At 66.4% G+C, this 25,126-nt stretch carries 28 protein-coding genes; 19 read left to right on the top strand and 9 right to left on the bottom strand.

Going from position 1 to position 25,126, the window contains the following annotated elements; translation table 11 throughout:
- Window positions 1-159 precede the first annotated feature (159 nt).
- The 10 genes from J2X50_RS10740 (at window position 160) to J2X50_RS10695 (ending at window position 9,532) form a co-directional block, all read left to right on the top strand.
- On the top strand, window positions 160-1,197 hold the full coding sequence (locus J2X50_RS10740) for a PstS family phosphate ABC transporter substrate-binding protein (protein ID WP_429094660.1): 1,038 nt from the start codon (window positions 160-162) through the stop codon (window positions 1,195-1,197).
- Window positions 1,198-1,295: 98 nt separating this feature from the next.
- Entirely contained in the window at window positions 1,296-2,762 is a 1,467-nt protein-coding gene (gene pstC, locus J2X50_RS10735; RefSeq protein WP_429094659.1) for a phosphate ABC transporter permease subunit PstC, read from the top strand.
- Window positions 2,759-4,075 (top strand): phosphate ABC transporter permease PstA, encoded by a 1,317-nt coding sequence (pstA, locus tag J2X50_RS10730; protein ID WP_429094657.1) that lies wholly within the window; start codon window positions 2,759-2,761, stop codon window positions 4,073-4,075. Before pstC ends, pstA begins: the two co-directional genes overlap by 4 nt.
- Window positions 4,076-4,098: 23 nt before the next feature.
- On the top strand, window positions 4,099-4,920 hold the full coding sequence (gene pstB, locus J2X50_RS10725) for a phosphate ABC transporter ATP-binding protein PstB (RefSeq protein WP_429094656.1): 822 nt from the start codon (window positions 4,099-4,101) through the stop codon (window positions 4,918-4,920).
- Between the two features lie 38 nt (window positions 4,921-4,958).
- The gene (phoU, locus tag J2X50_RS10720) at window positions 4,959-5,663 is read left to right on the top strand and encodes a phosphate signaling complex protein PhoU (protein ID WP_429094654.1); all 705 of its coding nucleotides are present in this window, start codon (window positions 4,959-4,961) and stop codon (window positions 5,661-5,663) included.
- 98 nt (window positions 5,664-5,761) lie between these two features.
- Window positions 5,762-6,451 (top strand): phosphate regulon transcriptional regulator PhoB, encoded by a 690-nt coding sequence (gene phoB / locus J2X50_RS10715; protein ID WP_429094778.1) that lies wholly within the window; start codon window positions 5,762-5,764, stop codon window positions 6,449-6,451.
- Between the two features lie 384 nt (window positions 6,452-6,835).
- Window positions 6,836-7,189, top strand: a complete 354-nt coding sequence (locus tag J2X50_RS10710) for a hypothetical protein (RefSeq protein WP_429094652.1) — start codon at window positions 6,836-6,838, stop codon at window positions 7,187-7,189.
- Window positions 7,190-7,462: 273 nt separating this feature from the next.
- Complete coding sequence (locus J2X50_RS10705; RefSeq protein WP_429094651.1) at window positions 7,463-8,266, top strand: L,D-transpeptidase; 804 nt, start codon at window positions 7,463-7,465, stop codon at window positions 8,264-8,266.
- A 73-nt stretch (window positions 8,267-8,339) separates the two neighbouring features.
- Complete coding sequence (locus tag J2X50_RS10700) at window positions 8,340-8,813, top strand: hypothetical protein (RefSeq protein ID WP_429094649.1); 474 nt, start codon at window positions 8,340-8,342, stop codon at window positions 8,811-8,813.
- Window positions 8,810-9,532 (top strand): ferric reductase-like transmembrane domain-containing protein, encoded by a 723-nt coding sequence (locus J2X50_RS10695; RefSeq protein WP_429094648.1) that lies wholly within the window; start codon window positions 8,810-8,812, stop codon window positions 9,530-9,532. Before J2X50_RS10700 ends, J2X50_RS10695 begins: the two co-directional genes overlap by 4 nt.
- A gap of 26 nt (window positions 9,533-9,558) precedes the next feature.
- Here the strand turns inward: J2X50_RS10695 and J2X50_RS10690 are convergent, their stop codons facing one another.
- Entirely contained in the window at window positions 9,559-10,800 is a 1,242-nt protein-coding gene (locus J2X50_RS10690; protein WP_429094646.1) for an ROK family protein, read from the bottom strand.
- A 254-nt stretch (window positions 10,801-11,054) separates the two neighbouring features.
- On the opposite strand from J2X50_RS10690, the gene xylF reads away from it, so the two are divergent.
- The 4 genes from xylF (at window position 11,055) to J2X50_RS10670 (ending at window position 16,139) form a co-directional block, all read left to right on the top strand.
- The gene (gene xylF / locus J2X50_RS10685; RefSeq protein ID WP_429094644.1) at window positions 11,055-12,095 is read left to right on the top strand and encodes a D-xylose ABC transporter substrate-binding protein; all 1,041 of its coding nucleotides are present in this window, start codon (window positions 11,055-11,057) and stop codon (window positions 12,093-12,095) included.
- 187 nt (window positions 12,096-12,282) lie between these two features.
- On the top strand, window positions 12,283-13,599 hold the full coding sequence (locus J2X50_RS10680) for a sugar ABC transporter permease (protein WP_429094642.1): 1,317 nt from the start codon (window positions 12,283-12,285) through the stop codon (window positions 13,597-13,599).
- Between the two features lie 15 nt (window positions 13,600-13,614).
- Window positions 13,615-14,406: an ATP-binding cassette domain-containing protein gene (locus J2X50_RS10675; RefSeq protein ID WP_429094640.1), complete on the top strand. Its 792-nt coding sequence runs from the start codon at window positions 13,615-13,617 to the stop codon at window positions 14,404-14,406.
- Between the two features lie 125 nt (window positions 14,407-14,531).
- A complete protein-coding gene (locus J2X50_RS10670; protein ID WP_429094638.1) occupies window positions 14,532-16,139 on the top strand; it encodes a CHASE domain-containing protein in 1,608 nt (535 codons plus the stop codon).
- 86 nt (window positions 16,140-16,225) lie between these two features.
- Here the strand turns inward: J2X50_RS10670 and J2X50_RS10665 are convergent, their stop codons facing one another.
- The 5 genes from J2X50_RS10665 to J2X50_RS10645 form a co-directional block, all read right to left on the bottom strand.
- The gene (locus J2X50_RS10665) at window positions 16,226-16,471 is read right to left on the bottom strand and encodes a YMGG-like glycine zipper-containing protein (RefSeq protein ID WP_429094636.1); all 246 of its coding nucleotides are present in this window, start codon (window positions 16,469-16,471) and stop codon (window positions 16,226-16,228) included.
- Between the two features lie 151 nt (window positions 16,472-16,622).
- On the bottom strand, window positions 16,623-16,937 hold the full coding sequence (locus J2X50_RS10660) for a hypothetical protein (protein WP_429094634.1): 315 nt from the start codon (window positions 16,935-16,937) through the stop codon (window positions 16,623-16,625).
- 102 nt (window positions 16,938-17,039) lie between these two features.
- Window positions 17,040-18,008 carry a sensor histidine kinase gene (locus tag J2X50_RS10655; protein ID WP_429094632.1) on the bottom strand — a complete coding sequence of 323 codons (969 nt, stop codon included), beginning with the start codon at window positions 18,006-18,008 and terminating at the stop codon, window positions 17,040-17,042.
- A gap of 252 nt (window positions 18,009-18,260) precedes the next feature.
- On the bottom strand, window positions 18,261-18,428 hold the full coding sequence (locus J2X50_RS10650; RefSeq protein ID WP_269931296.1) for a DUF1328 domain-containing protein: 168 nt from the start codon (window positions 18,426-18,428) through the stop codon (window positions 18,261-18,263).
- Between the two features lie 77 nt (window positions 18,429-18,505).
- Window positions 18,506-19,300, bottom strand: a complete 795-nt coding sequence (locus tag J2X50_RS10645; protein ID WP_429094630.1) for a response regulator — start codon at window positions 19,298-19,300, stop codon at window positions 18,506-18,508.
- A gap of 193 nt (window positions 19,301-19,493) precedes the next feature.
- Here J2X50_RS10645 and J2X50_RS10640 point away from each other — a divergent pair, with 193 nt between their 5' ends.
- Together J2X50_RS10640 and J2X50_RS10635 are read left to right on the top strand one after the other, a co-directional pair.
- Window positions 19,494-19,691, top strand: coding sequence for a NepR family anti-sigma factor (locus J2X50_RS10640; RefSeq protein ID WP_429094628.1), 198 nt, complete (start codon window positions 19,494-19,496; stop codon window positions 19,689-19,691).
- Window positions 19,692-19,697: 6 nt separating this feature from the next.
- Window positions 19,698-20,246, top strand: a complete 549-nt coding sequence (locus J2X50_RS10635; RefSeq protein ID WP_429094627.1) for an RNA polymerase sigma factor — start codon at window positions 19,698-19,700, stop codon at window positions 20,244-20,246.
- Here the strand turns inward: J2X50_RS10635 and J2X50_RS10630 are convergent.
- The gene (locus J2X50_RS10630; protein ID WP_429094625.1) at window positions 20,232-20,618 is read right to left on the bottom strand and encodes a response regulator; all 387 of its coding nucleotides are present in this window, start codon (window positions 20,616-20,618) and stop codon (window positions 20,232-20,234) included. The two genes, J2X50_RS10635 and J2X50_RS10630, sit on opposite strands and share 15 nt — an antisense overlap.
- Window positions 20,619-20,752: 134 nt before the next feature.
- On the opposite strand from J2X50_RS10630, the gene J2X50_RS10625 reads away from it, so the two are divergent.
- Window positions 20,753-21,532, top strand: a complete 780-nt coding sequence (locus J2X50_RS10625) for a Crp/Fnr family transcriptional regulator (protein WP_429094776.1) — start codon at window positions 20,753-20,755, stop codon at window positions 21,530-21,532.
- 3 nt (window positions 21,533-21,535) lie between these two features.
- Here J2X50_RS10625 and J2X50_RS10620 read toward each other — a convergent pair whose 3' ends face one another.
- Window positions 21,536-22,648: an AI-2E family transporter gene (locus J2X50_RS10620; RefSeq protein WP_429094623.1), complete on the bottom strand. Its 1,113-nt coding sequence runs from the start codon at window positions 22,646-22,648 to the stop codon at window positions 21,536-21,538.
- A 123-nt stretch (window positions 22,649-22,771) separates the two neighbouring features.
- Between J2X50_RS10620 and J2X50_RS10615 the strand changes: the two genes are divergently transcribed.
- Both J2X50_RS10615 and J2X50_RS10610 read left to right on the top strand, forming a co-directional pair.
- The gene (locus J2X50_RS10615) at window positions 22,772-23,098 is read left to right on the top strand and encodes a DUF883 family protein (RefSeq protein WP_429094621.1); all 327 of its coding nucleotides are present in this window, start codon (window positions 22,772-22,774) and stop codon (window positions 23,096-23,098) included.
- A gap of 169 nt (window positions 23,099-23,267) precedes the next feature.
- The gene (locus J2X50_RS10610) at window positions 23,268-23,729 is read left to right on the top strand and encodes a hypothetical protein (protein ID WP_429094619.1); all 462 of its coding nucleotides are present in this window, start codon (window positions 23,268-23,270) and stop codon (window positions 23,727-23,729) included.
- On the opposite strand, the gene J2X50_RS10605 is transcribed toward J2X50_RS10610, so the two are convergent.
- Window positions 23,669-25,042 (bottom strand): sensor histidine kinase, encoded by a 1,374-nt coding sequence (locus J2X50_RS10605; RefSeq protein ID WP_429094617.1) that lies wholly within the window; start codon window positions 25,040-25,042, stop codon window positions 23,669-23,671. The two genes, J2X50_RS10610 and J2X50_RS10605, sit on opposite strands and share 61 nt — an antisense overlap.
- Between the last annotated feature and the right edge of the window lie 84 nt (window positions 25,043-25,126).

The raw sequence follows: 25,126 nt of genomic DNA, 5'->3' as shown, positions 1-25,126 counted from the left end.
CCGGCAAAGGACCGGCCGCACAAAGCCTTGGCCGCCATGCACAGCGACCGTTACAGGGGTGACACATAACTGTCATCCAACTGTAATAGAGGGGGGCTATTGGCTCACCGGGCGCCGAAGGAAGGCGTCGAACGAGATACTCCAACAGGAGCAGGCCCCATGAAAAAAGCTCTTCTCACCGCGTCGGCTGCGGCCCTCGCGTTCGCCGCCTCGGTAGGCTACGCCTCGGCTCGCGACCAGGTCCAGATCGCCGGTTCGTCGACCGTTCTGCCCTATGCCAAGATCGTTGCCGAGCAGTTCGGCGAGACCTTCACCAAGTTCAAGACGCCGGTGGTCGAGTCCGGCGGTTCGGGCGCCGGCATCAAGGAATTCTGCAAGGGCGTGGGCGAGAACACCATCGACATCGCCAACTCGTCGCGGCCGATGAAGAAGGACGAGGTCAAGTCCTGCCAGGACGCCGGCGTCAAGGACATCCAGGAAGTGAAGATCGGCTATGACGGCATCGTCTTCGCGACCGACATCAACGGCCCGGACTGGGCGCTGACGCCGGAAGACGTCTACAAGGCGCTGGCCGCCAAGATCGTCGTCGACGGCAAGCTGGTCGACAACACCAACACCAAGTGGAACCAGGTCAACCCGAACCTGCCCGACTGGGACATCGCCGCCTACATCCCGGGCGAGAAGCACGGCACCCGTGAAGTGTTCGAGGAGAAGCTGCTGGTCGCCGGCTGCAAGAAGCTCGGCGGCGTCGAAGCCGGCAAGGCTTCGGGCCTCGACGACAAGGCCGCCGAGGCCGCCTGCAAGGCGGTCCGCAAGGACGGCAAGGCCGTCGACATCGACGGCGACTATTCCGAGACGCTGGCCCGCATCGACTCGAACAAGACCGGCGTCGGCGTGTTCGGCCTGGCCTTCTACGAAAACAACGCCGACAAGCTGAAGGTCGCCACGGTCGGCGGCGTGACGCCTTCGGTCGAGACCATCGCCAAGGGCGAGTATCCGGTGTCGCGTCCGCTGTTCTTCTATGTGAAGAAGGCGCATCTCGGCGTCATCCCCGGCCTGAAGGAATATGTCGAGTTCTTCCTCGACGATCAGATGGTCGGCCCGGAAAGCCCGCTCGCCGACTACGGCCTGGTCGCCGCTCCGGACGCCGAGCGCGCCGCGCAGCGCGACGCCTTCGCGGCCGGCAAGACCATGTGATGAACTGCCATGGGGCGCCGGAAAAAGCCGGCGCCCCATGGAATATTCCGCCGGCTGTCCCGTTCGGCATAGCGATCTGAATCCACCGAGGCTGGCCCATGTCCTTCCTGATCGTTTTCGCCATCGTGCTTGCCATAGGCCTGGCTGCGTTCGTGATCGGCCGGCAGCGCGCCGTCGCTCAGGACGACGGGACGGTCAAGGCGCATTCGCGGCCGCACTATCACGGCTGGTGGGCGTTCCTGACCGGCGTCGTGCCGGCGGTGATCTTCCTCGCCTCCTGGGACGTAGGCGCCAACGCCTATCTCAACAGTTTCGTCCATGCCGCGCTTCCCGCCGACGTCGCCGACGGCACGGTGGCGCATGAGGACCTGGCCGCCGGGCTGGTGAAGAGCCTCGCCAGCGGGCTCGACCGCCTCGACGACAAGGAGCGGGCGGCGCTGCCCGCGACCTTCGCCGAACTGCAGCCGATGCTCTCGGCCAAGGGCGTCGCGCTGGCGCCCGACACGCAGGACTACATGATCCCGATCGCGGTCGAGGCCAACCGCACCGCCGACCGGCTGAACCTGATTTCCGCGATCGTCTCCATCGGCCTGGCGCTGGTCGGCTCGATCTACGGGCTGAGCCGGATCAGCCCGCGCACCCGGGCGCGTAACAACGTCGAAAAGATCATGCTCTGGGGCCTGGTCGGCGCCTCCACCATCGCGATCGTGACCACGATCGGCATCGTGCTGTCGATGCTGTTCCAGACCATTTCCTTCTTCGAGAAGGTGCCGCCGATGAGCTTCTTCTTCGGAACGGTCTGGGATCCGCGCTTCGCAGCCGCCGGCGCCGGTGGCGCGGAGGGCCAGTTCGGCCTGATCCCGCTTCTCGCCGGCACGCTCTACATCGCCTTCGTGGCGCTGCTGGTCGCGGTGCCCATCGGGCTGATGTCGGCCGTCTACATGTCCGAATACGCCGCCCCCAGGGTGCGCGCGCTGGTCAAGCCGGCGCTTGAGCTGCTCGCCGGCATCCCGACCATCGTCTACGGCATCTTCGCGCTGGTGACCCTCGGACCGTTCCTGCGCGACATCAGCGCTGCCCTTGCCGGCGGCGCGCCGTTCATCCAGGCGCAGTCGATCCTGACCGCCGGCCTGGTGATGGGCGTCATGCTGATCCCGGTCGTCTCGTCGCTCTCCGACGACATCATCACGGCGGTGCCGCGCGCCTTGCGCGACGGTTCGCTGGGCCTCGGCGCCACGCGCTCAGAGACCATCAAGCGCGTCGTCCTCCCGGCCGCGCTGCCGGGCATCGTCGGCGCCATCCTGCTCACCGCCTCGCGCGCCATCGGCGAGACGATGATCGTGGTGCTGGCGGCCGGCGTGGCGGCCAACCTGACGCTCAACCCGTTCGAGGCGATGACGACCATCACCGTCAAGATCGTCAACCAGCTGACGGGCGACCTCGAGTTCAACACCCCGCAGACGCTCGTCGCCTTCGCGCTCGGCATCACGCTGTTCGCGCTGACCTTGGTGATGAACATCGTCGCGCTCTACATCGTCCGGAAGTACCGGGAGCAGTACGAATGACCGATATTTCGCTCGATACGCTGACCAGTTCGACCGCGCCCGCGCGCCGCGACATCGGCCTCAGGAAGCGCTACGCCGCCGAACGCCGGTTCCGCCTCTACGGCGTGCTGGCGATCGCCGTCGGCCTGGCGTTCCTGGCGATCATGCTCACCTCGATCGTGACCAAGGGCTACACCGCCTTCTGGCAGACGACGGTGACGCTGCCGATCACCTTCGACGAGAAGATCATCGACCCCGACAACAAGCGGGCCACCGATCCGGACGTGCTGGTCACGGCCAACTATCCCAAGCTCGCCGAGAACGCGCTGATCGAAAAGCTCGGCATCGACCCCAAGGACCGCGCCGCGGTGCGCAAGCTCAAGGGATTCCTGTCCGAGGGCTCGCGGGTGCAGCTCCGCGCCATCGTGGCGGCCGACCCCTCGGTGATCGGCACCACGCGCGACGTCGACATCCTCGCCGCGGCGAACATGGACTCGGCCTACAAGGGCCAGATCGACCTCAGCGTGCCGGAAAGCCGCCGCAAGGTTTCCGACCAACAGGTCGAGTGGATGAACAAGCTCAAGGCCGAAGGCGCCATCAGCGAGCATTTCAACACCGGCCTGTTCAGCTTCGGCGCCTCCAGCCGTCCCGAGAGCTCGGGCCTGGGAGTGGCCATCATCGGCTCGTTCTTCATGATGGGGATCGTGCTCCTGCTCGCCCTGCCCATCGGCGTCGCCGCCTCGATCTATCTCGAGGAATTCGCCAAGAAGAACCGCTTCACCGACCTGATAGAGGTGAACATCAACAACCTCGCCGCGGTGCCGTCGATCGTCTTCGGCCTGCTCGGCCTCGCCGTGTTCATCAATTTCCTCGGCCTGCCGCGCTCGGCGTCCTTCGTCGGCGGCCTGGTGCTGACGCTGATGACGCTGCCGACGATCATCATCGCCACCCGCGCAGCCCTTGCCGCCGTGCCGCCGTCGATCCGCTCGGCCGCGCTCGGCCTCGGCGCCTCGAAGATGCAGATGGTGTTCCAGCACGTGCTGCCGCTGGCCGCGCCCGGCATCCTGACCGGCACGATCATCGGCCTGGCGCGCGCGCTGGGCGAGACGGCACCGCTGCTGCTCATCGGCATGGTGGCCTTCGTGGCCGACTATCCGAGAACCCCCTTCGACCCGGCGACGGCGCTGCCGGTGCAGATCTACATGTGGGCGAACGAGGCCGAACGCGCCTTCGTCGAGCGCATGTCGGGCGCCATCATCATCCTGCTGGTCTTCCTCATGGCCATGAACATCGTCGCCATCGTTCTCAGGCGGCGTTTCGAGCGGCGCTGGTAGGCGTGGACAAGGAGCACCCCTCTATGAACATCATGAGCGAGAAAACCCTCGAAAACGCGGTGAACGCCGAGATGAACAGACCCAACGAACTCATCAAGATGCGCGGCGACAAGGTGACCGTGCACTACGGCGAGAAGCAGGCGCTCTTCGGCGTCGACCTGGACGTGCGCGAGAACCAGGTCACCGCGCTGATCGGCCCGTCGGGCTGCGGCAAGTCGACCTTCCTGCGCTGCCTCAACCGCATGAACGACACCATCGACAGCGCCCGCGTCGGCGGCAAGATCACCCTCGACAGCGAGGACATCTACGATCCCAAGATCGACGTGGTCGAGCTGCGCGCCCGCGTCGGCATGGTGTTCCAGAAGCCCAATCCGTTCCCGAAGACGATCTACGAGAACGTCGCCTACGGCCCGCGCATCCACGGCCTCGCCAAGTCCAAGGCCGATCTCGACCAGATCGTCGAGAAGAGCCTGCAGCGGGCAGCGCTCTGGAACGAGGTCAAGGACCGCCTGCACGAAGCCGGCACCGGCCTTTCCGGCGGCCAGCAGCAGCGGCTGTGCATCGCCCGCGCCATCGCCGTGTCGCCCGAGGTCATCCTGATGGACGAGCCGTGCTCGGCGCTCGATCCGATCGCCACCGCCAAGGTGGAGGAGCTGATCGACGAGCTGCGCGAGAACTTCACCATCGTCATCGTGACCCACTCGATGCAGCAGGCGGCGCGCGTGTCGCAGCGGACGGCGATGTTCCATCTCGGCTACCTGGTCGAGGAAGGCCCGACCGACAAGATGTTCACCAACCCCGACGACAAGCGGACGCAGGACTACATCACCGGCCGCTTCGGCTGAGTGAACGCCGCTCCGATCACAAAGACGAGGATACGATCATGGGCGAGCACACAGTCCGGTCCTTCGACGAGGAACTCCAGCACGTCGACCAGGTTATCCGCGACATGGGCGACCTGTCGGCCACGATGGTGGCGAACGCCATCCGCGCGCTGCTTTCGTCCGACCAGCCGCTGGCGCAGAACGTCATCGCCGACGACACCATCATGGACGCCAGGCAGCGCGATCTCGACAACAGCGCGATCACGCTGATCGCCAAGCGCCAGCCGATGGCGCAGGACCTGCGTGCCGTGGTCGGCGCGATCCGCATGGCGGGCGACCTCGAGCGCATCGGCGATCTCGCCAAGAACATCGCCAAGCGGGTGGGCGCCGTCGGCCAGTCGGCGATGCCGCGCAACCTTTCGCACTCGATCGACGCCATGGCGCAGCTGGTGCTCGGCCAGGTGCGCGGCGTGGTCGACCTCTATGTCGCGCGCGACGCCGAAGGCCTCAAGAACCTGCGCGCGGACGACCAGAAGGTCGATGTCCAGTACACGGCCGTGTTCCGCGAACTCCTGACCTACATGATGGAGGATCCGCGCAACATCACCGCCTGCACGCACCTCCTGTTCTGCGCCAAGAACCTCGAGCGCATCGGCGACCATGTCACCAACATCGCCGAGAACGCCTATTTCGTGGTCACCGGCACGCAGCTGCCGCTCAATCGGCCGAAGGTCGACGAAACCACGTCGCCCGTCTCGGCCTGACATCTTCCGCAACCGCATGCGTTTGGCGCGGGGGCGCTGCACAGGTTAAATCAGCGCATGGTCCGAACCGGGCCGTGCGCCAGGACAAGGTACTGACGATGATCGCTCCCAAGATCATGGTCGTCGAGGACGAAGAGCCCCTCGGCGTGCTGCTGCGCTACAACCTCGAGGCCGAGGGCTACCAGGTGGAAGTGGTGACGCGCGGCGACGAGGCCGAACTGAGGCTGCAGGAAAACGTGCCGGACCTTTTGGTGCTCGACTGGATGGTGCCGGCACTTTCCGGCATCGAACTCTGCCGGCGGCTGAGGATGCGCCCCGAAACCGAACGGCTGCCGATCATCATGCTGACGGCGCGCGGCGAGGAGAGCGACCGGGTGCGCGGGCTTTCCACCGGCGCCGACGACTACCTGGTGAAGCCGTTTTCGACCCCGGAGTTCATGGCGCGGGTGAAGGCGCTGCTGCGCCGCGCCAAGCCCGAGGTGCTGTCTTCGGTGCTCAAGGTCGGGGACATCGTGCTCGACCGCGAGTCGCACCGGGTCTATCGCAAGAAGAGCGAGATCAAGCTCGGGCCGACGGAGTTCCGCCTGCTCGAATTCATGATGCGCCATCCCGGCCGCGTGTTCTCGCGCAGCCAGTTGCTCGACAATGTCTGGGGCGAGACGATCTACATCGACGAGCGCACCGTCGACGTGCATGTCGGGCGCCTGCGCAAGGCCGTCAACAACGGCCGCATGCCGGACGTGATCCGCACCATCCGCGGCGCCGGCTACGCCATCCGGGAAGACTGACGGCCGTCCCGGAGCGGCCGGCATGGCGTCGGCTGGACGATCAGCCTTGGCCAGTGTCCTAATGTCACAGCGGGCGCGCTTCGCGCGCCCGGAGCGTTCGGGCGAGGCACCGGCGCTGTCGCACGGACGCGTGGCGCCCTCTGCGCCGCCATGCCATTCCAGCCCTTTGTGGTGCTCAAATCGCCGCAGTTCGACGCGTTTGTCCTGACGCTGTCATGAATATAAATTCGAATCTTCCCGTTACTGTATGCTTTATGCTCAAAACAATATCCACATCTCCCGCAACGATTCCGTGATGGTGACCGTAGCGGATGTTCTTGAGATGACAATTTTTTGATTGGGGAAATACTCAAAATTGCCACTTTTCATGCTAGCTGGGGCACCGTGCGTAACTTGCTCTCGGCCATTTTCCTGGTGGTGGTCACCATCCTGAACGGACTGTCCCTCGAACGGGCAGCGGCCGAAGGCGTGAACTTTTCAATCGAGCTGCCGAAGGTGCCCGCGCAGGCGGAAATCACCGCCATTGCCGACGAGTGCTTGCCGTCCCCGGACCGCTGCACCGTCGAATTGTCGGCCGAAAGCCTCGCCAGCCTGCACTGCCTGGGCGAATGCCCTGCCTGGCTGACCCATGTCGAGCCTGCCGCGCCGTTCCGTGCCGCGGCTCTGATGCTGCTACCAGATCTCTTGCTGCGCGTCGGGTCAACCGCGTCGCTGTTACGGCCACCCATCGCTGCCTGATTTTCAGCCGATCGCTCCTCGGTCGACGCCGACGAAGCCGTTCGAAATCAGCTGCGAAGGGGAAGAGGATGACCTCCCGAACCCGCCCGTCGCCGCCCGCCCGCCTTCGCGTGGCAATTGCGCCGCGAAATGCCGGATCGTGCCAAGCGCGCATGCGCCGTCATCGATCGGCTGATCGGTGCCAATGGTTGCATTCGCATGACCACGACCGGGGCCGACCTCCCTGACCCCGTGTCGCCCTGAATGAAAGAAATGAGTCCAGGAGACTGCCTAATGAACACAGACACAATAGAAACCAGCGCCGCGGAGCCCATCGCGGGCGACGGCCCGGCATTGAGCCGCCGACGCTTTCTCACCGGCGCGGCGAGCCTGGGGACCCTCGTGGTGTCCGGCTGCGTCAGCACCCAGGAATCGGCCGCGCCGGTGGCAAAGGCGCCGGTCGAACCGGCGCCGGTCGCCGACGCCAATGCCCTGGCGATGTACGGCCCGCTCCCGAACGAGCGGTTCCCCATTCCCGCGGTCGACCTGAAAAAGGTGCCGAGCCGCTTCTATCGGCGGCAGGTCGACTACGTCACCGAGGAGCCGGTCGGAACGCTCGTCGTCGATACGGAGAATTTCTACCTTCACCTCGTCCAGCCGGGCGGCAAGGCCATGCGCTACGGCGTCGGACTTGGCCGGGCCGGATTCACCTGGGCGGGCAGGGGCCGTATCGGCTGGAAGCAGGAATGGCCGAAGTGGACGCCGCCGGACGAGATGATCGCGCGTCAGCCAAATCTCGCCCAGTGGAGCGCCGACCGGGGAGGCATGCCGCCCGGCCTGACGAACCCGCTGGGAGCGCGGGCCCTCTACGTCTTCCAGGGCAAGGTCGATACGCTGTACCGCGTCCACGGAACGCCGGAGTACTGGACCATCGGCAAGGCGGTTTCGAGCGGCTGCGTCCGCCTGATGAACCAGGACATCATCGATCTGTACGACCGGGTGCCCAGCCAGTCTCCCATACTCGTGCTGGGCGACCCGACCCAACCCCACACCCACGAGGTCGCCAGCGGCAGCGGGCCCGCCCCGCAGGCCGGCTGATACGACGGTCACCCCTGAGGTCCTCGCCGGGCGGCTGCGAATTGCCGCCCGGCAGACATGGAGCAGATCCGACATGAATGCCCGCATCATTGCCTTGGGGCGCGGAACCGCCATCGGTTGGCACGGCCGCGCCATCCTGAAGGGCGCAGCCACGGCCGCGCTGACCTTCGCCGCGCTCGGAACCGTTTCGGCACTCTGGGACAATCCGTTCTTTGTCCGGATGACCGCCGTCGCGGGTTGGGAATTGCCCGCCCTGGTGGTCATGTCGGCGTTGTCGGGGCTCTACATCGCCGTTCGGCGCCCCGTCTGCTCGGCACGCCGCGCGGGGATAGGCGGCGTCACGGGCTTCATCGGCATCGCCTGCCCGACCTGCAACAAGATCCTCATGCTTCTGTTCGGGGGCGAATTCCTGCTGATGTGGTTCGACCCGATCCGCCCATTGATTTCCGCGCTCGGCATAGCGCTCCTCGCCATCGCTTCATGGCACGAGCTGCGCGCTCGTCGCGCGGATGCCGCTGGCCCAACGCAACTGGAGTATCCCAAGTGACCGACATCCCCGCCGCTCCCGTCCGCGCCGGCCTCGTCCCTCTTGCCTGGCGCCGGATGCTGCTTCGCCATGTCGTCGTCATCGGCCTTTCGGCGGCGCTGATCTATGGGTTCGCCGTCGTTCACGGGCAGTGGAGCCCGATGCACCGGTGGAACCGCGCATTCGCGGACGCGTCGCTGGCGCTCCTGGTGATCACCATGTCGATGGGCCCAGCGGCGCGCCTGTGGCCGGTGTTGCTCAGGGCGGTGGCCTATCGGCGCGAAACCGGCATCTACGCGACCCTTCTGGCGGCCGTGCATACGGTCATCATCCTCGGCGGCTGGGTCGAGTGGGATTTCGCGCGGCTTTTCGGCTACGAGATCATCCCGCAGACGGGCGAGTACGTGATGTTCCAGCAGGGCTTCGGGCTTGCCAACCTGATCGGCATTGCCGCGCTGGCCTATGCGCTCATACTCATGTTCACCTCGAACGACCGGTCGATCCGCCTGCTCGGCACCTCGGTCTGGAAGTTCCTGCAGAACGGCGCAACGGTGCTGTGGGGGCTCGCCCTGGCGCACACGGCCTACTTCCTGTTCATGCATTTCCTGAGCTTCCATCGCCCGACGCCCGAACCGAACCCGCTGCAGTGGCCCTTCGTGGCGGCGATATTGTCGGTGCTCTTGCTGCGCGCCGCGGCCTTTGTTTCCACCTGGGGCAAGAAGAGGAACAGTTCGCGGTGACCCAGCGCCTGACCGGGCAGGGACGGTCAGGCGACGCCCGCCTGGGCGCGGCGAAGGGCCGTACCGGGCGCGAATATCTCGTCGTCGACATAGAGCAGGGCGCGCATCATGCAGCCTTCGCGGATGAGCGGCACCTCGTTGGGCATGGTGTCGAAGGAGATCGCCCTGGAGTGGGTGCCGCCCGCCGTCTTGGCGATCGCGGCCCGCACATATGGCTCCATGACGTCGAAGGCGGTGGCGCCGACGCCGACGAAGGCGAGCGGGGCCGGGTCGAAGAGCGCGAACATGGAGCCGAGGCCGAAGCCGATCGCCTCGCCCGCCTTGCGGAAGGCCTCCCGCTCCGGCCCGTCATGGTCGCGGGCGGCATCGGCCAGGGCGATGATGTCCTCGTCCGAGAGGTCGGCGAGCGGCTCGGCGTTCTCGTCGCCGAGCCTGGCGTTGCGCCAGATCGCGTAGTTGCCGGCATAGGCCTCGATGCAGCCGCGCCGGCCGCAGCGGCAAAGCGCGCCGTCCGGACGATGGATCATGTGGCCGAATTCCGCGCCCGAGGACTGGGTGCCGGTGAAGAGCTCGCCCTTGACGACCAGCCCCATGCCGATGCCGTGCGAGAGCAGGATGGCGATGAAGTCGTCGCGATAGCGCGAGGGGTCGCGCCAGCGCAGCGCCTCGGCGATCATGTTGCAGTCGTTCTCGACCGTCACCGGCACGCCGAATTCCTGCTCCAGCCGGTCGGCGAAGGGAATGTCGTCGTGCGGGGTGATGGGCGACCACATCAGCTTGCGCGACCCGGAATCGGTGACGCCCTGGACGGCCACGGCGATGCGCAGGACCGGGCCCGCGGCCTCGCCGCAACGTTCGGTCAGCCTGCGGACGATGCCGATGCACTCCTCGACCAGGGCTTCGGCCTGCATGCGCTGGGTGACGAGGCGGCGGGTCTCGGCGACGATGGTGTTGCCGGCATAGTCGATGACGGCGGCCGAAAGGCTGTTGAGGGAGAGCACCACCGCGACGATGGTCGCGGCGCCGGGGTCGAGCGCCAGGCCGACCTGGGGCCTGCCGCGCTTCAGGAGCGCCGGCTCGCTGCCCTTCGATTCAGCCAGAATGCCTTCGGCGATGAGGTCGGAGGAAATGGTGGAGATGGTCGAATGGCTGAGGCCGGTCGTCGCCGCGATCTCGGTGCGCGACGGCTGGCCGGCGCGGCGCACCGCGGAAATGACCATGGCGCGGTTGCGCTTCCTGAGATCGTCGTGACGAATTCCGACCGACATGAGTTCGCTTCCTCCCGGCGAAGAGTCGCCATGGTGACCGGAGGGCAGGCTGACTCTCACGCATTATTGATTGTGACAGAAGCCAAACCAAATGTCTTTATTTATTTCGTGTTCCGAAAAAAATAGGGAGGCCAGTTGAAATGCGGTTGACACCGGTCGACCGTTGAGACAGTATTTTTTCGAGGCTCGAAAAAAAAGAGCTTCTCCAAGGGCTATGGCAAAAGCAGCGCGCCCGAGGGCGCAGGGAGGAAATCATGAAGAAGTTTACGACCGCCATCCTGGCGGGTGTCGCCATGACTCTGTCGCTGTCGGCCGTCGCCGAAGCCAAGGGCAAGGTGATCGGCGTGTCCTGGTCGAACTTCCAGGAGGAGCGCTGGAAGACCGACGAGGCGGCAATGAAGGCGGCCATCGAGGCGGCCGGCGACAAGTACATCTCGGCCGACGCGCAGTCCTCCGCGGCCAAGCAGCTGACCGACGTCGAGAGCCTGATCAGCCAGGGCGCCAACGCGCTCATCATCCTGTCGCAGGACGCCTCGGCCATCGGCCCGGCCGTCGAGAAGGCGCTCGCCGAAGGCATCCCGGTGGTCGGCTATGACCGCCTGATCGAGAACAAGGACGTCTTCTACCTGACCTTCGACAACAAGGAAGTGGGCCGCATGCAGGCCGCCGAAGTGTTCAAGGTCAAGCCCGAAGGCAACTACGTCTTCATCAAGGGCTCGTCGGCCGATCCGAATGCCGACTTCCTGTTCTCCGGGCAGATGGAAGTGCTGAAGGCGGCGGTGGACGCCGGCAAGATCAAGAGCGTCGGCGAAGCCTATACCGACGGCTGGCTGCCAGCGAACGCGCAGAAGAACATGGAGCAGTTCCTGACCACCAACGACAACAAGGTCGATGCGGTGGTGGCGTCGAACGACGGCACCGCCGGCGGCGCGATCGCGGCGCTGCAGGCGCAGGGCCTGGCCGGCTCGGTGCCGGTTTCGGGCCAGGACGGCGACCACGCCGCCCTCAACCGCGTCGCCCTCGGCACCCAGACCGTGTCGGTGTGGAAGGATGCGCGCGAACTCGGCAAGAACGCGGCGGAAATCGCCTCGCAGCTCGCCGACGGCAAGAAGATGGAAGAGATCCCCAACGTCCAGAAGTTCACCACGCCCGGCGGCAACGAGACCAACTCGGTGTTCCTCAAGCCGATCGCGATCACCAAGGACAACCTGAACGTCGTCATCGACGCCGGCTGGGTTTCCAAGGACGTGGTCTGCCAGGGCGTCGCGGCCGGTTCCGTGGCGGCCTGCAACTGACGACGGGCTCCGGCCCGAAGACCGAGCGCCGTGGCCCCGAGGGCCGCGGCGCACCGGCAAGCCGCCGCCATGCGCGCCGGCCATGAATGGCAGATGCCACAGTGCCTGCTCCAGTTCCATCCAACTGTCCTTTGACCTAGATTGAGCGCTCCGGCCGATCACACGATGGGCCGGACGGGAGGATATGATGACCGATACGACCTCAGGCGCGCCGGTCGACCGCGCGCGGGCCTCCGATCTGTCAGCGGTAGGCCGCTTCCTCAAGGCAACCGAACTCGACACGCGCATGCTCGGCATGGTGGGCGCGCTGCTGATCATCTGGATCGGCCTGCACCTGCTGTCGGGAGGCCTGTTCCTGACGCCGCGCAACCTGTGGAACCTGTCGGTCCAGTCGTCGTCGGTCGCGGTGATGGCGACCGGCATGGTGCTGGTGATCGTCACCCGCAACATCGACCTGTCGGTCGGATCGATCCTGGGCTTCGTCGGCATGGTGATGGGCGTGACCCAGGCCGAATTCCTGCCCCGGGTGCTCGGCCTGCCGCTCGGCGACCCGTGGATCTGGGTGATCGCGCTGGCCGCCGGCCTCGTCGTCGGCGCTGCGATCGGTGCGCTGCACGGCTTTCTCATCGCCTATCTCAGCATCCCGGCCTTCATCGTCACCCTCGGCGGCCTGCTGGTGTGGCGCGGCGCGGCATGGTGGATGACCAGCGGCCGCACCGTGGCGCCGATGGATGCGACCTTCCGGCTGATGGGCGGCGGCCCCGACGGGGCGATCGGCTCGACCTGGAGCTGGGTGATCGGCCTGGTCGCCTGCGTGGCGGTGGTGATGATGCTGCTCAACGGCAGGCGCCAGCGCAAGCGCTTCAAGTTTCCGCTCAGGCCGGTCTGGGCCGAGTTCTTCCTCGGCACGGTGACCTGCGCGGCCATCCTCGCCGCCGTCTGGGTCGTCAATTCCTATCCCTGGCCGGTCAACATCGTGCGCCGCTATGCCGAGGCCAACGGCATCGCCATTCCGGAGGGCGGACTGTTCATCGCCCACGGCATCGCCATTCCGGTGCTGATCGCGATCGCCGTCGGCGTGGCCATGACCTTCATCACCACCCGCACGCGCTTCGGACGCTACGTCTTCGCCATCGGCGGCAACCCCGAGGCGGCTGAGCTCGCCGGCATCAACACGCGCTGGGTGGTGCTCAAGATCTTCATGGTGATGGGGCTGCTCGCGGCGGTCGCCTCGGCCATCTCCACCGCCCGCCTCAACGCCGCGACCAATGCGCAGGGCACGCTCGACGAACTCCTGACGATCGCCGCGGCCGTCATCGGCGGCACCTCGCTCGCCGGCGGCTCGGGCACCATCGCCGGGGCCATGCTGGGCGCGCTTTTGATGCAGTCGCTGCAGTCCGGCATGGTGCTGCTCGGCATCGACACGCCGCTGCAGAACATCGTCGTGGGCCTGGTGCTCGTCGTCGCCGTCTGGCTCGACACCATCTACCGCAAGCGCATCTAGCCGGGAGCCAGGATCATGGAACAGACCCGCATTCCGCTCGTCGACCTCAGGAACATCTCCATCGCCTTCGGCGGCATCCGCGCCGTCGACGACGCCTCGGTCGATCTCTTTCCCGGTGAGGTCGTGGCCCTTCTCGGCCACAACGGCGCCGGCAAGTCGACGCTGATCAAGATCCTGTCGGGCGCCTACAAGCGCGACGGCGGCACGATCTTCGTCAATGGCGAGGAGGCGCATATCGCCAATCCGCGCGACGCCAAGAAATATGGCATCGAGACGATCTACCAGACGCTGGCGCTGGCCGACAACGTCGACGCCGCGGCCAATCTCTTCCTCGGGCGCGAGATCATGACCGCCTATGGCACGCTCGACGACGTCGCCATGGAGGCCGAGGCGCGCAAGGTGATGGGCCGGCTCAACCCGCGCTTCCAGCGCTTCAAGGAGCCGGTGATGAAACTCTCCGGCGGCCAGCGGCAGTCGGTGGCGATCGCCCGCGCCATCCTGTTCAACGCCCGCATCCTGATCATGGACGAGCCGACCGCGGCACTCGGGCCGCAGGAGACCGCGCAGGTCGGCGAACTGGTCAAGCAGCTCAAGGCCGACGGCATCGGCATCTTCCTGATCAGCCACGACATCCACGACGTGTTCGACCTCGCCGACCGGGTCTGCGTGATGAAGAACGGCCAGGTGGTGGGCACCGCCCGCACCCAGGACGTGACCAAGGACGAGGTGCTCGGCATGATCATCCTCGGCAAATGCCCGCCCGGCGCGGTCCCGGGACCGGGGGCGATGCAGGCCGCCGCAGCCTAGGTCGCTCGCGGGGGCCGGCGGCGCTGCCGCCAGCCCCCTGGCCCGCCGCATCGCCAGGCCTGGGCATTCCCTCGCACGAAGAACGTGCTTTAATGGGGCCAGGGGAGACCGCAGGCCAGCTCGAGTTGAAGAGATATTTTCCGAGTCTCATTTTCGCGGCCGTCACGCTGGTTGGCCTGGCGATGGCGGGGCTCGTCTATTTCGCCACTGTCGAGGCGGCGCGGATCAAGTTCCAGGCGGTCGCCGACGACGCGCTCAACCGCATCGAGGGCAGGGTGGAGTTCGACCTGTCGCTGCTGCGGGCGACCCAGGCGATGTTCCTGTCGCAGCGCGGCGCGATCTCGCGCGACCAGTTCCGCACCTTCTTCGGTGCGCTCGACGTCACCCGCAATTTCTCGGGGCTGAGCGGCATCGGCCTCTTGCGGCTGGTGCCGCGCGGCGAGGAAGCCCGGATCGCGCATGAGCTGAAGCAGGGCTACGGCATCGACCGCACGCCCTTTCCGAAGTCCGATCGCGCCTGGCTCGCCCCGATCGTGCTGTTCGAACCGATGGACAGGGTCGGCCTCGACGCCATGGGCTACGACATGTTCACCGACGACGCGCGCCGCGCGGCGATTGAAGCGGCGATGACGACGGGCGGCGAACCGCGCGCCACGGGCCCGGTCCTGCTCGGCATGGTCACCGGCAGCGCCAGCCCGCAATCCGGCATCCTGGTCTTTTCGCGGCTCGACGGGGAGGACGGAGAGGCGGCGCCGCCGACCGGCCTCGTCTACGTCGCCTTCCGCACGGCGGAGCTGTTCCAGGCAGCGCTCGGCAAGGGGCCGCTGCTGCCGGTGACGGCGGAGGTGTTCGACGGTGCGCCGGCCGACGGCGCGCTGCTTTTCCAGACGGCGACGCCGCCCGATGCCTCATGGGGCGCCGATTTCGTGGTGCGCCGCGAGACCAAGGTCGCCGGGCGCTCGTGGACGATCCTGTTCCGCCCCACCATCGCCTTCGAGCCGCCGTCGCCACGGGCGGCACCATTCATGCTGGGCATCTTCGGGCTGGTGCTGGCGGGCGCCATCGCGCTGGTCGCCCGCTACCAGCAGAGCGCCTACGAGACGGCCGTGAAGCTGCACCAGACGACCGAGAAGAGCCTGCTCGAGAAGGACCTGATGCTTCAGGAGATGAAGCACCGGATCAAGAACTCGATCGCCCGCGTCCTGGCCATGGCACGCCAGACGGCCGCCAACAGCCGCGACATCGACGAGTTTTCCGCGTCCTTCTCGGCCAGGCTGCAGGCCATGGCCGCCTCCCAGGACATGCTGACCAGGTCGCGCTGGCAGCGGGCCGACCTCGGCGAACTGCTCAGGATCGAGCTCGGCCAGGTGTTCGGCAAGGACCTGCCTGACGATGCCGTGGCAGGGCCGCCCGTGGAACTGGACGAAACCACGACGCAGGCGCTCGGCCTGACCTTCCACGAGCTGGCCACCAACGCGCTCAAATATGGCGAGGCCGACATCTCCGGCGGCGACCTGAAGGTCGACTGGCGCGTGCAGGGCCAGGGCGCCGACAGGCGCCTGGTGCTCAACTGGCGGGAAAAGAACGGCAACGGCGTGGAAGCGCCGCAGCGGACCGGCTTCGGGACGAAGCTGATCGACATGAACATCAGGCGCGAACTGGGGGGGCGAATCGACCGGCACTATGACGGCGAGGGGCTCAGGGTCGAAATCGACATTCCCTATCCCGCCTGACCGAAGCCCAGCCTGACCGGTTGGCGGCCAGGGCATGCAGAAGTCCCGGAGGCCGGCATCGCCGGTCCCCGGGAAACCGTATGCGCTTAATTGCAGCGGGCGGTGTAGAGCCGGCCGCGGCTGTCGCGGTATTCGCAGTAGCCGTTGCGCAGATTGCGCACGAGCAGGCCGGAGGCCGCGCCGACGGCGCCGCCGATCAGCGCGCCCCTGCCGCCGCCGATGACGGCACCGGCCACCGCGCCGACGCCGGCACCGGTCGCGACGTCGCGTTCGGTGGTGGTGCAGGCCGCCAGTGTGACCACGGCGATGAGCGCCAGAATTGCAGACTTCATGTGTAAGGTCCTCTCACTTTAACAACGTCCCCGCCGATACTTATCGCATCGGCGCAAAATCCGAAATCGATTTTCGGAATACTGCACGTGGTTTCGGTGAGCATGGCAATCGTCGAGGGAGGCCTGCGAGGCGGCGCAGACCGTGCGCGCTTCAACGTTCGGGAACCTGGCCCGGCTTGCCGGCGATCGCGACGATGTGCGAGACCTTGAGCTCGGCCTCGAGCGTGCCGTCGGCCCGGACGTTCCAGACGAGCTGGTCATAGTCGTCCTCCAGCGCCGGGTCGACCTCCAGGCACTTGCCGAACAGGCGCGGGTTCTGCGGAGCGAGGCTGCGCAGCGTGCCGGGAAGCGTCGCCTGGCAGTCCTCATAGGCCTCGAACAGGGCAACGGGGGGCTCGACTTCGCGGCAGCCCGAAAGGTCCTGCGAACAGGACACCAGCAACAGCAGTGCAGCAATGTGTTCCATGGCCAACCACCTGGGCCAAGTAACGGCCCATCGGCCCGGAAGTTCCACGGCCGGCAGTACCTCAATCGGTTGAAGTGGGTTGGCTCGTGCGTCGGCGGCGGCTCAATCCAGCTCGTAGTTCGCCGAGGGCATCGCCAGCCGATAGCGCAGCTGGTCCGTGCCGATCTCGAGCTCGGCGCTGCCGCCGAGCGCCGCCGGCACGACCCGCTCCAGGGCGACGCTGCCGAACCGCTTCTGACGCGTCGCGAGATCGCCCGCGGTGTCGATCGTTTCGGTCCATTGCAGCATCATGACCGGGCCGTCCTCGTGTTCCGAGCCGTCGACATCGGCTGTGATCTCGACGGTCCCGTTCGATCGGGAGAGGGCGCCGTAGGAGACGGAATTCACCGCCAGTTCGTGGATGGCGAGGCCGACATGCAGGGCGGCGTTGGGGTTGAGGTAAGGGTCACTTCCGGAGAAGCTGACCGTGCGGGCGGTGTCGATGCTGTAGCGCCCGATCTGGCCGATGGCGAGTTCGCGGAACCTCGCGCCGCGCCAATTGGACGACGTCACCAGATCCTGGGACGCCGAGATCGACTGCAGCCGCCCGCGGAAACGCACCAGGAAGCCGTCGATCGAGCCGGAGTAACGCCCGGTCTGGCTGGCGATGCTCTGGATGATGGCGAGCAGGTTCTTGGACCTGTGGCTCACCTCGCGCAGCAGCGCCTTCAGCGTCTGTTCGCGGCGCTTCTGGTCGGTCACCTCGACGACGGTAATGACGACGCCCTTGATGCGGCCGCGCGGCCCCCTGTCGGCGTCGACCCAGATCTCGAACCAGCGCATGCCCGAGTCCGAATCGGCAAGGCTGATCTCCAGCCCATCGGGATTGCCGGTGGCGAGCACGTTCTTCTTGGCGGCGTCGAGGCGGTCGGCCTGCTGGGCCGGCAGCAGGTTCCCGGCTTCGCCATCTTCCTGCAGGGCCTCGGACCATGGCGGCTGGAGATTATGCGACCAGACCGTACGCAGTTGGCGATCCTGGTAGAGCACCGCGATGCCGGCGTTGCGCGACGCATGCAGAAAGGCCGTGTTCACCCTTGGAGGTTGACCGGCCTGGGAAGGAGAGGTGGTGGCCATGCGATCAATGCCAGCCTTGCTCAAGCCTGCCTGAATGGCAGAGGGCCGGCGGATAAGGTCCGAAAGGCACCGCCGCCGGCCGGTCGACCGCCCCACCCGAAGAAGGTCCCGCCGGGCGGCGCCTCATTGCGAGGGCGCTACCCGGCGGTGCTGGAAACCGATTGAGGGGAGCGGCTTCCAGTTTCGGGTCAATTCTCCATGTTTCCGGCGTCACCCTGCGCGCCTGAAAAGGCCCGCGATCAAGGAAATGACCAAGAACGCCAGGAAGATGAAGAAGAGTATCTGCGCGATGCCGGCCGAGGTTCCGGCGATCCCGCCGAAACCGAGCGCGCCGGCGATTATCGCCACGACAAGGAATACAAGCGCCCAGTAAAGCATGATCTATCTCCTTCAAATGATGCCTAAAAAACGTGCCGCCCCAGCGATTGGTTCCCCGGGCGGGCGGTAAAAAAAGCCTATGCGGCAGCTTTTGCTTGTCTGTCAAAGAACAATGCCTGGCTGATCAGCGCCTTGACCATTTCCGGGTTGAACGGCTTGGTGACGAGGAAGGCGGGTTCGGGCCGTTCGCCGGTGAGAAGGCGCTCGGGGAAGGCGGTGATGAAGATCACCGGCAGGGACCGCGAGGTCAGCATCTCGTTGACCGCGTCGATGCCCGAGCTGCCGTCGGCGAGCTGGATGTCGGCGAGGATCATCTTGGGCTGCGTCCTGTGGAACAGCGCGGTGGCCTCGGTACGGGTGCGGGCGGTGCCGACGACGCGGTGGCCGAGGCTCTCGACCATCTCCTCGATGTCCATCGCGATCAGCGGCTCATCCTCGATGATCAGGATGTCGGTCGCGACCTGGCGCGAGATCTCGGTGCTGGCCTCCTGGAGCAGACGGTCGAATTCGTCGTCCTCGACGCCGAGGATCTCGGCTGCCTCGACATCGGAGAAGCCTTCGACGGCAACCAGCAGGAAGGCCTGCCGCGGAATCGGGGCGACCGCAGAGAGATTGGCCGCGGCACGCTGCTCCCAGCCGGGCGACGCCGTCTCCTGGGGTATGCGGATGGAGACCGACGTAAAGAGGCGGGCGAACATCTGGTAGAGCGCTATGCGGTCATTGGATGCCGTGGGGAAGATTTCGATGTCGGCGATGATTGCCTCCAGTATCGCCGCGACCAGCGCGTCGCCGCTCTCCTGGGAGCCCGACACGGCGCGCGAGAAGCGGCGCAGGTAGGGCAGATGCGGTGCAATTCGGGTGGAAAGGGTCATTTGTGGACGTCTCCCTCATGTGACGTTGCAGACCTTGGAAGAAAGCTTTCAACGTTTTGCCGTTGCGAAAGTTCCTCGCATGGAACCTATCCCGTTCCCGGGAGTTTGATGCAGAATTCGGGCGACCGGACAAGGCTGTCACGTGGCCCTGATTCTGGGGACAGCCTGTCGGCACAAAGGGCAAAGCACGTAAATGACAAGGCAGACAAGTGGCGCACCAAACGCCCAGCCGAACCGTCGGGGCGACGGAGACCTTCTGGGAACCAATTCCGAGATCGGCCGAAAACTCAAGCAATATTACGATGAGCTCGTGTCCGACGACGTGCCGGACCGCTTCGCCCAGCTGCTGAGCCAGCTGGAAGAAGCCGAACCCGCACAGCAGAAGGACTGATCCCGCATGGCAGCCACATCCGGCTTCAAGGCCGACCTGCTCGCCGCGATCCCCGGCCTGCGCGCATTCGCCATGTCGCTCTCGCAGAATGCCGACCGGGCCGACGACCTGGTGCAGGAGACCCTGGTCAAGGCATGGGACAAACAGGCGAGCTTCCAGCCGGGCACCAATCTGAAGGCCTGGCTCTTCACCATCCTGCGCAACGAATTCTATTCGCAGATGCGCAAGCGCGGGCGCGAGGTCCAGGACAGCGACGGCATCATGACGGCGCGCCTGGCCGTGCATCCGAGCCAGCCGGGACGCCTCGACCTCGAGGATTTCCGCAGGGCGCTGGAACAGCTGCCGGAGGACCAGCGCGAGGCGATCATCCTGATCGGCGCTTCGGGCTTCTCCTACGAGGAGGCGGCCGAAATCTGCGGCTGCGCCGTCGGCACGATCAAGAGCCGCGTCAGCCGCGCCCGCAACCGGCTCCAGGAGATCCTCGATATTTCGGGCGAGGCGGACTACGGCCCCGACGCGATCGCCGCCCAAGTGATGGGCTCAACCGTCGGGTGACCGCCCGGCCGCGCGGCCGATGCTGGCCGCGACCGCATCGACGAGATCGGCCCCGGAGTAGGGCTTGGTCACCAGCGCCACACCGGGAAAGTTGGCGAAGATGTCGTCCTGGCGGTCGTATCCGGAGGCAAAGACGAAGGGCACGGCATTGGCCTGCAGGGCGCGGGCGAAATCAAGCGTGGATTCGCCGCCGAGCATGACGTCGATGATGGCGGCGTCATAGCGGAGGGGAGTGGTTTCGGCTTCCCGCAGATTGCCGGCAACGAAGACGTCCACGGCGCCGCTTTCGCGGCAAAGCTGCTCGACGTCCAGGGCGATGATGGCCTCGTCCTCGAGCACAAGGATACGCAGTCCAGAAAGCTGGGAAGGCACGTCGCGGACACTCCGTGGAAGCGAATCAAACCATGGCGGCAGTCGCCGATGTTGTCATTTAAAAAAGACATCCCGGATGAAGCGTGCGCGCCCCCGCCATGGGAACCTTCGGCGCCGCGCGTGCGTTGGCCGGCATGGATCAGGAGGCACCGCTGAAAGGACAGGGCGAGACGAGCCGCATAGCGCGGCAGGTTACGTGCGAACGGTGTCCGCTCAGGCCGCTGCCGGTGTTCAGGCCGTTCGAGGAGCGCGAGCTCGCATTCGTCAACGAATTCAAGCGCGGCGAGTTGTCCGTCGATAGGGGCGCGACGCTGCTCGCGGAAGGCAGCCACAGCGCGCATCTGTTCACCGTGCTTTCGGGCTGGGGCTTTCGCTACAAGCTGCTGGCGGACGGGCGCAGGCAAATCCTCAACTACGTCCTGCCCGGCGACATGATCGGGCTGCAGGGCAGCCTCATGGGCGAGATGCAGCATTCCGTGGAGGCCCTGTCGCCGATGCTCCTGTGCATGTTCGAGCGCGACCGGCTGATGGAACTCTACAGGGACCATCCGGGCCTCGCCTACGACGTCACCTGGATCGCGGCGCGGGAGGAACGCATGCTGGACGAGAACCTGCTCAGCGTCGGGCGCCGTTCCGCCCTGGAGCGCGCTGCCTACCTGCTCGCCTTCATCGCAAGCCGAGCAGGCAAGGTCGGAATGAACGGGAACGGCGGCACCGACATTCCCATCACCCAGCAGCACATCGCCGACACGCTCGGGCTTTCGCTGGTGCACACCAACAAGACGATCCGGAGGCTGATCGACCGCAAGCTGGTGCGGTGGGGCGACGGTGGCTGCAGGCTGCTGGACGTCGAGGGCCTGATGCGGCTGGCCGGCTGGAGTGGCCTCGACGAAGGCGTGCGCCCGCTGCTCTGAGCCTCAGCGTACGTATTTGCGGTCGAGTTCGTCGACGCCCCAGTTCACGCCGGGCACGACGTTGCGGATCACGGCGTAGACGACCAGCAGCGCCGGAATGGCGATGAAGCCGCCGAGCGCACCCCACAGCCAGATCCAGAAGGCCAGCGCGAGCAGCACGATGAAAGGGTTGAGGGTCATGGTCCTGCCGATGACGAGCGGCGTGACGAACTGGCCCTCGATGGTGTTCACCGCGAGATAGAGCACCACCGGCATGAGGCCGGCGCCGAGACTGTCGAACTCGGCCATGCCGACCGCAAACAGCACCGCGACCATGATCAGCGGGCCGACGAAGGGAACGAAGTTGGTGACGATGGCAAGCGCTGCCCACAGCGGCGCCGAGGGCACCCCCAGCAGCGCCAGGCCGATGCCGACCGCGACACCCTCGAGGATGTTGATGATGGTGATCGACACCAGGTACTGCGACACCAGCTGTTCGACGTCGCGAAAGATATGGGCGACGCGCCAGCGCAGGCGGCGGTTGAAGCAGAGCCTCAGGATGGCCGTCCTGGTCTGGTAGCGGGTGGCGACGAAGAAATAGAGGCTCGCCAGGAACAGCAGCACCTGGGCGATGTAGGCCGGAGCCAGCGCGGCCACGGTTTCGACGCTCATGCCGTCGTTGACAGAGACGGCGACGCCATCCTCGCCGGCCAGCTTGCGCAGCTGGTCGCGCATCTCGCGCAGCGAATCGAGCGATCCCTTGAGGTCGGCCAACTGAATAGAGAGCTGTGCCCAGATGTGAGGCAAACGCTGCAGCCAGAAGCGAAGCGGCGAGGCCACGGCAAGCGCGAACGCGCCGACGCAGACGACGAAGACCAGCACGACGATGATTGCCGAAAGCGCCGGCGGAACGCGCTTGCGCTCAAGACGGACGGCGAGCGGACCGAGCATCAGCCCGATGACGATGCCGAGCCCGATCGGAGCAAGGATGAACTCTCCGGCGTGCAGCGCAAAGATCGCCGCGAGGAAACCGATGAAGATCGCCGACACCTGCGCGCCGCGCACAAGCAGCAACTCGAAGTTTGACTTTGGTGGCAGGCGGAGAATGGGTGCCTTCTTGACGGTACGGTTCGACATGGCCGCTTTTCATCCGAATGAGGCTGGAAAAACGTGCTTCGGTCGGCGATGGTTCCTGTCGGCAGGGAACCGAGCGTTGCATCGGGCGTTTCGCAACCAGCCAACGAAAAGGAGCACGAGTTCATGGCGACAGCCGCTGGAAAAGCCGGAAACGGAATGAAGTCGACGCCTGATCTCGAGGCCGACATCAAGCAACTGCGGGCCGACATCGAGGTGCTCGCCAAGCAATTGGCGAAAACCGGCGAGCACGGCTACAGCACCGCGAAGCGGGCCGCGCTGAAGGGCGCCGACGAACTGAAGACCCAGGGCGACGCGGCGATCGAGGCGCTGCGCACGAACGCCAGGGAAATCGAGGACCAGGTGCTGGCCAGCGTGCGCGAAAAGCCGGTGACGTCGCTGGCGATCGCCGCCGGTATCGGTTTCCTCGTCGCGCTTTTGGCGCGTCGCTAGAGCAATTCCAGGAAAAGTGCGCAGCGGTTTTCCGTCCGGAATTGCGTCAAAACAAAGAGATAGAGCGTTTCCGTGATTCGAAGAAAAGCGGAAGCGCTCTAGAGCAGCAGGTATTCCGACGAATGCAGTTCAGCTGTTCTAGCTGTTTTTCTTAGACCCCGGGGGCTTCATGCTGGCATCCCTTATCGCCGAACTCGCCGCGTCCGAGACGGCATTTTCACTGCGGCGGGCGCGACGTTCGGCCCTGGCCTATCTCGCCGCGGGGTTCGCGGCCCTGTGCGGCCTGGGTTTCCTCGTCGCCGCCGCATTCATCTGGGCGGCACGGACTTATGGCGACATCGAGGCCGCCATCGGCTTCGGCGTCGGCCTGCTGGTGCTGGCCGGCTTGATCCTCTTGCTGCAGCGGCTGCTCGCCGACGGGCGGTCGCGCAGCGACAGGCGCAGGCGCCGGTCGGAACTGGCGACGCTCGGGATCGCGGCCGCAACCGCGGTGGTGCCGTCGCTGCTGCGCAGCAAGGGCGGCATCGGCGCGCTGCTCGGCCCTGTGGTGGCTTTCGTCGCCTACCAGATCTACCGCGAGAACCGCGGCCCCGCCGCCGACGACGACGATGACGGCGTCTCGGGCGACTGAGCTTCCTGCCTGACTGCTACGGACGCCAGCGGCATCGACACCTGTGCCCTGACGCCTTCGGCCAGGTATTCGTGGCGGACCTCGCTGGAGATGACCTTGGCCAGGCCGCGGCGGATGAGGATGGAACCGAAGCCGTGATGCGTCGGGGGCGTGACTTCCGGCCCGCCGCTTTCCACCCATTCCAGCAGCAGCCGGCGTTCGCCCTTGCCGCCCTGGATCACCCATGATACCGCCACCCTGCCCGGAGGGACCGAGAGCGCGCCGTATTTCAGCGCATTGCTTGCCAGCTCATGCAGGACCAGCGCGAGCCCCAGGGTCTGGTCGGGGTCTAGCAGCACGTCCTGGCCGGCGATCGAGATGCGCGGCGCCTCCGCCTCGTCGAAGGGGGAAAGCTCGAGCCGCGCCAGCTCGCGGATGCCGATGCCGCGCCATTCGTGATCCGACAGCAGGCCGTGGGCGAGGCCGAGCGCGCGCAGGCGTTCGCTGAAGGCGTCGAGGAACTGGCGCGGTTCGCGCGCGTGGCGCACCGTCTGCGTGGCCAGCGCCTGGACGGTGGCAAGCGTGTTCTTGACGCGGTGATTGAGCTCGCGCAGCAGCAGGCGCTGCCGTTCCTCGGCGGCGTGGCGCTCGGTGATGTCGTAATTGACGCCGAAGACCAGCGTGGGCCTGCCCGCCGCGTCGCGCTCGACCACCCGGCCGCGGGCGGCGAGCCAGCGGGGCGGATCGATGCCCCTGACCCGGTATTCGCCCGAGTAGTCGTCGTTGCCCGCCAGCGCAGCCCTGAACGTCCTCCGCGTCCGCCCGACGTCGCGCCGGTCGATGGCCAAGACGATGTCGCGAGCCCGCATGCGCGTCGCCGCAGGCCTGTTGAACAGCTTGGGCAGCAGCGCGTCGCATTCGACGATGCCGGTCCGCGGATCCCAGACCCAGCTTGCCAGCTGCGCAGCCTCGAGCGCGAGCGCCCGGCGCGTCTCGGCATGCGTCAGCGCCGCCTCCGCTCGCGCGCCCGCCAGGGAGCGGTCGCGCAAGCCAAGCAGGCTGGACACGAGGGCGGCGATCGCCGCCAACCGATCGCGTGTCGCAGCATCCGGGTCGGGACGCCCGATGCGGTCCAGGACGAGCAGGCTTCCCGCCGGGCGTCCCTGGACGGTCACCGGGACGGCGACGTGGAAGGAGAAGGACGCGATGGAGCCGGCGGCGCCTTCGGTCGCCAGGGTTGCCGCCTCGGCCGGGCTCAGACCGAGGCTCGACGCGGCCGTCCAGCCGCCCCGGTCGTCTGGCAACAGCAGCAACGCCGCCGGCGTGTCCGCCACGGCGGCGGCCAGGCCGGTTAACCTGTCCAGGTCAGGGTCGGGGGTCCGGTCCGCCGCTTCCGGCGGACGGCCTGCTTCGTCCTC

It is taken from the genome of Aminobacter sp. BE322, from assembly GCF_050433525.1.
GTDB lineage: Bacteria > Pseudomonadota > Alphaproteobacteria > Rhizobiales > Rhizobiaceae > Aminobacter.
Note: the sequence above shows the minus strand (reverse complement) of the source record. Positions and strands in the feature narration are given on the sequence as shown.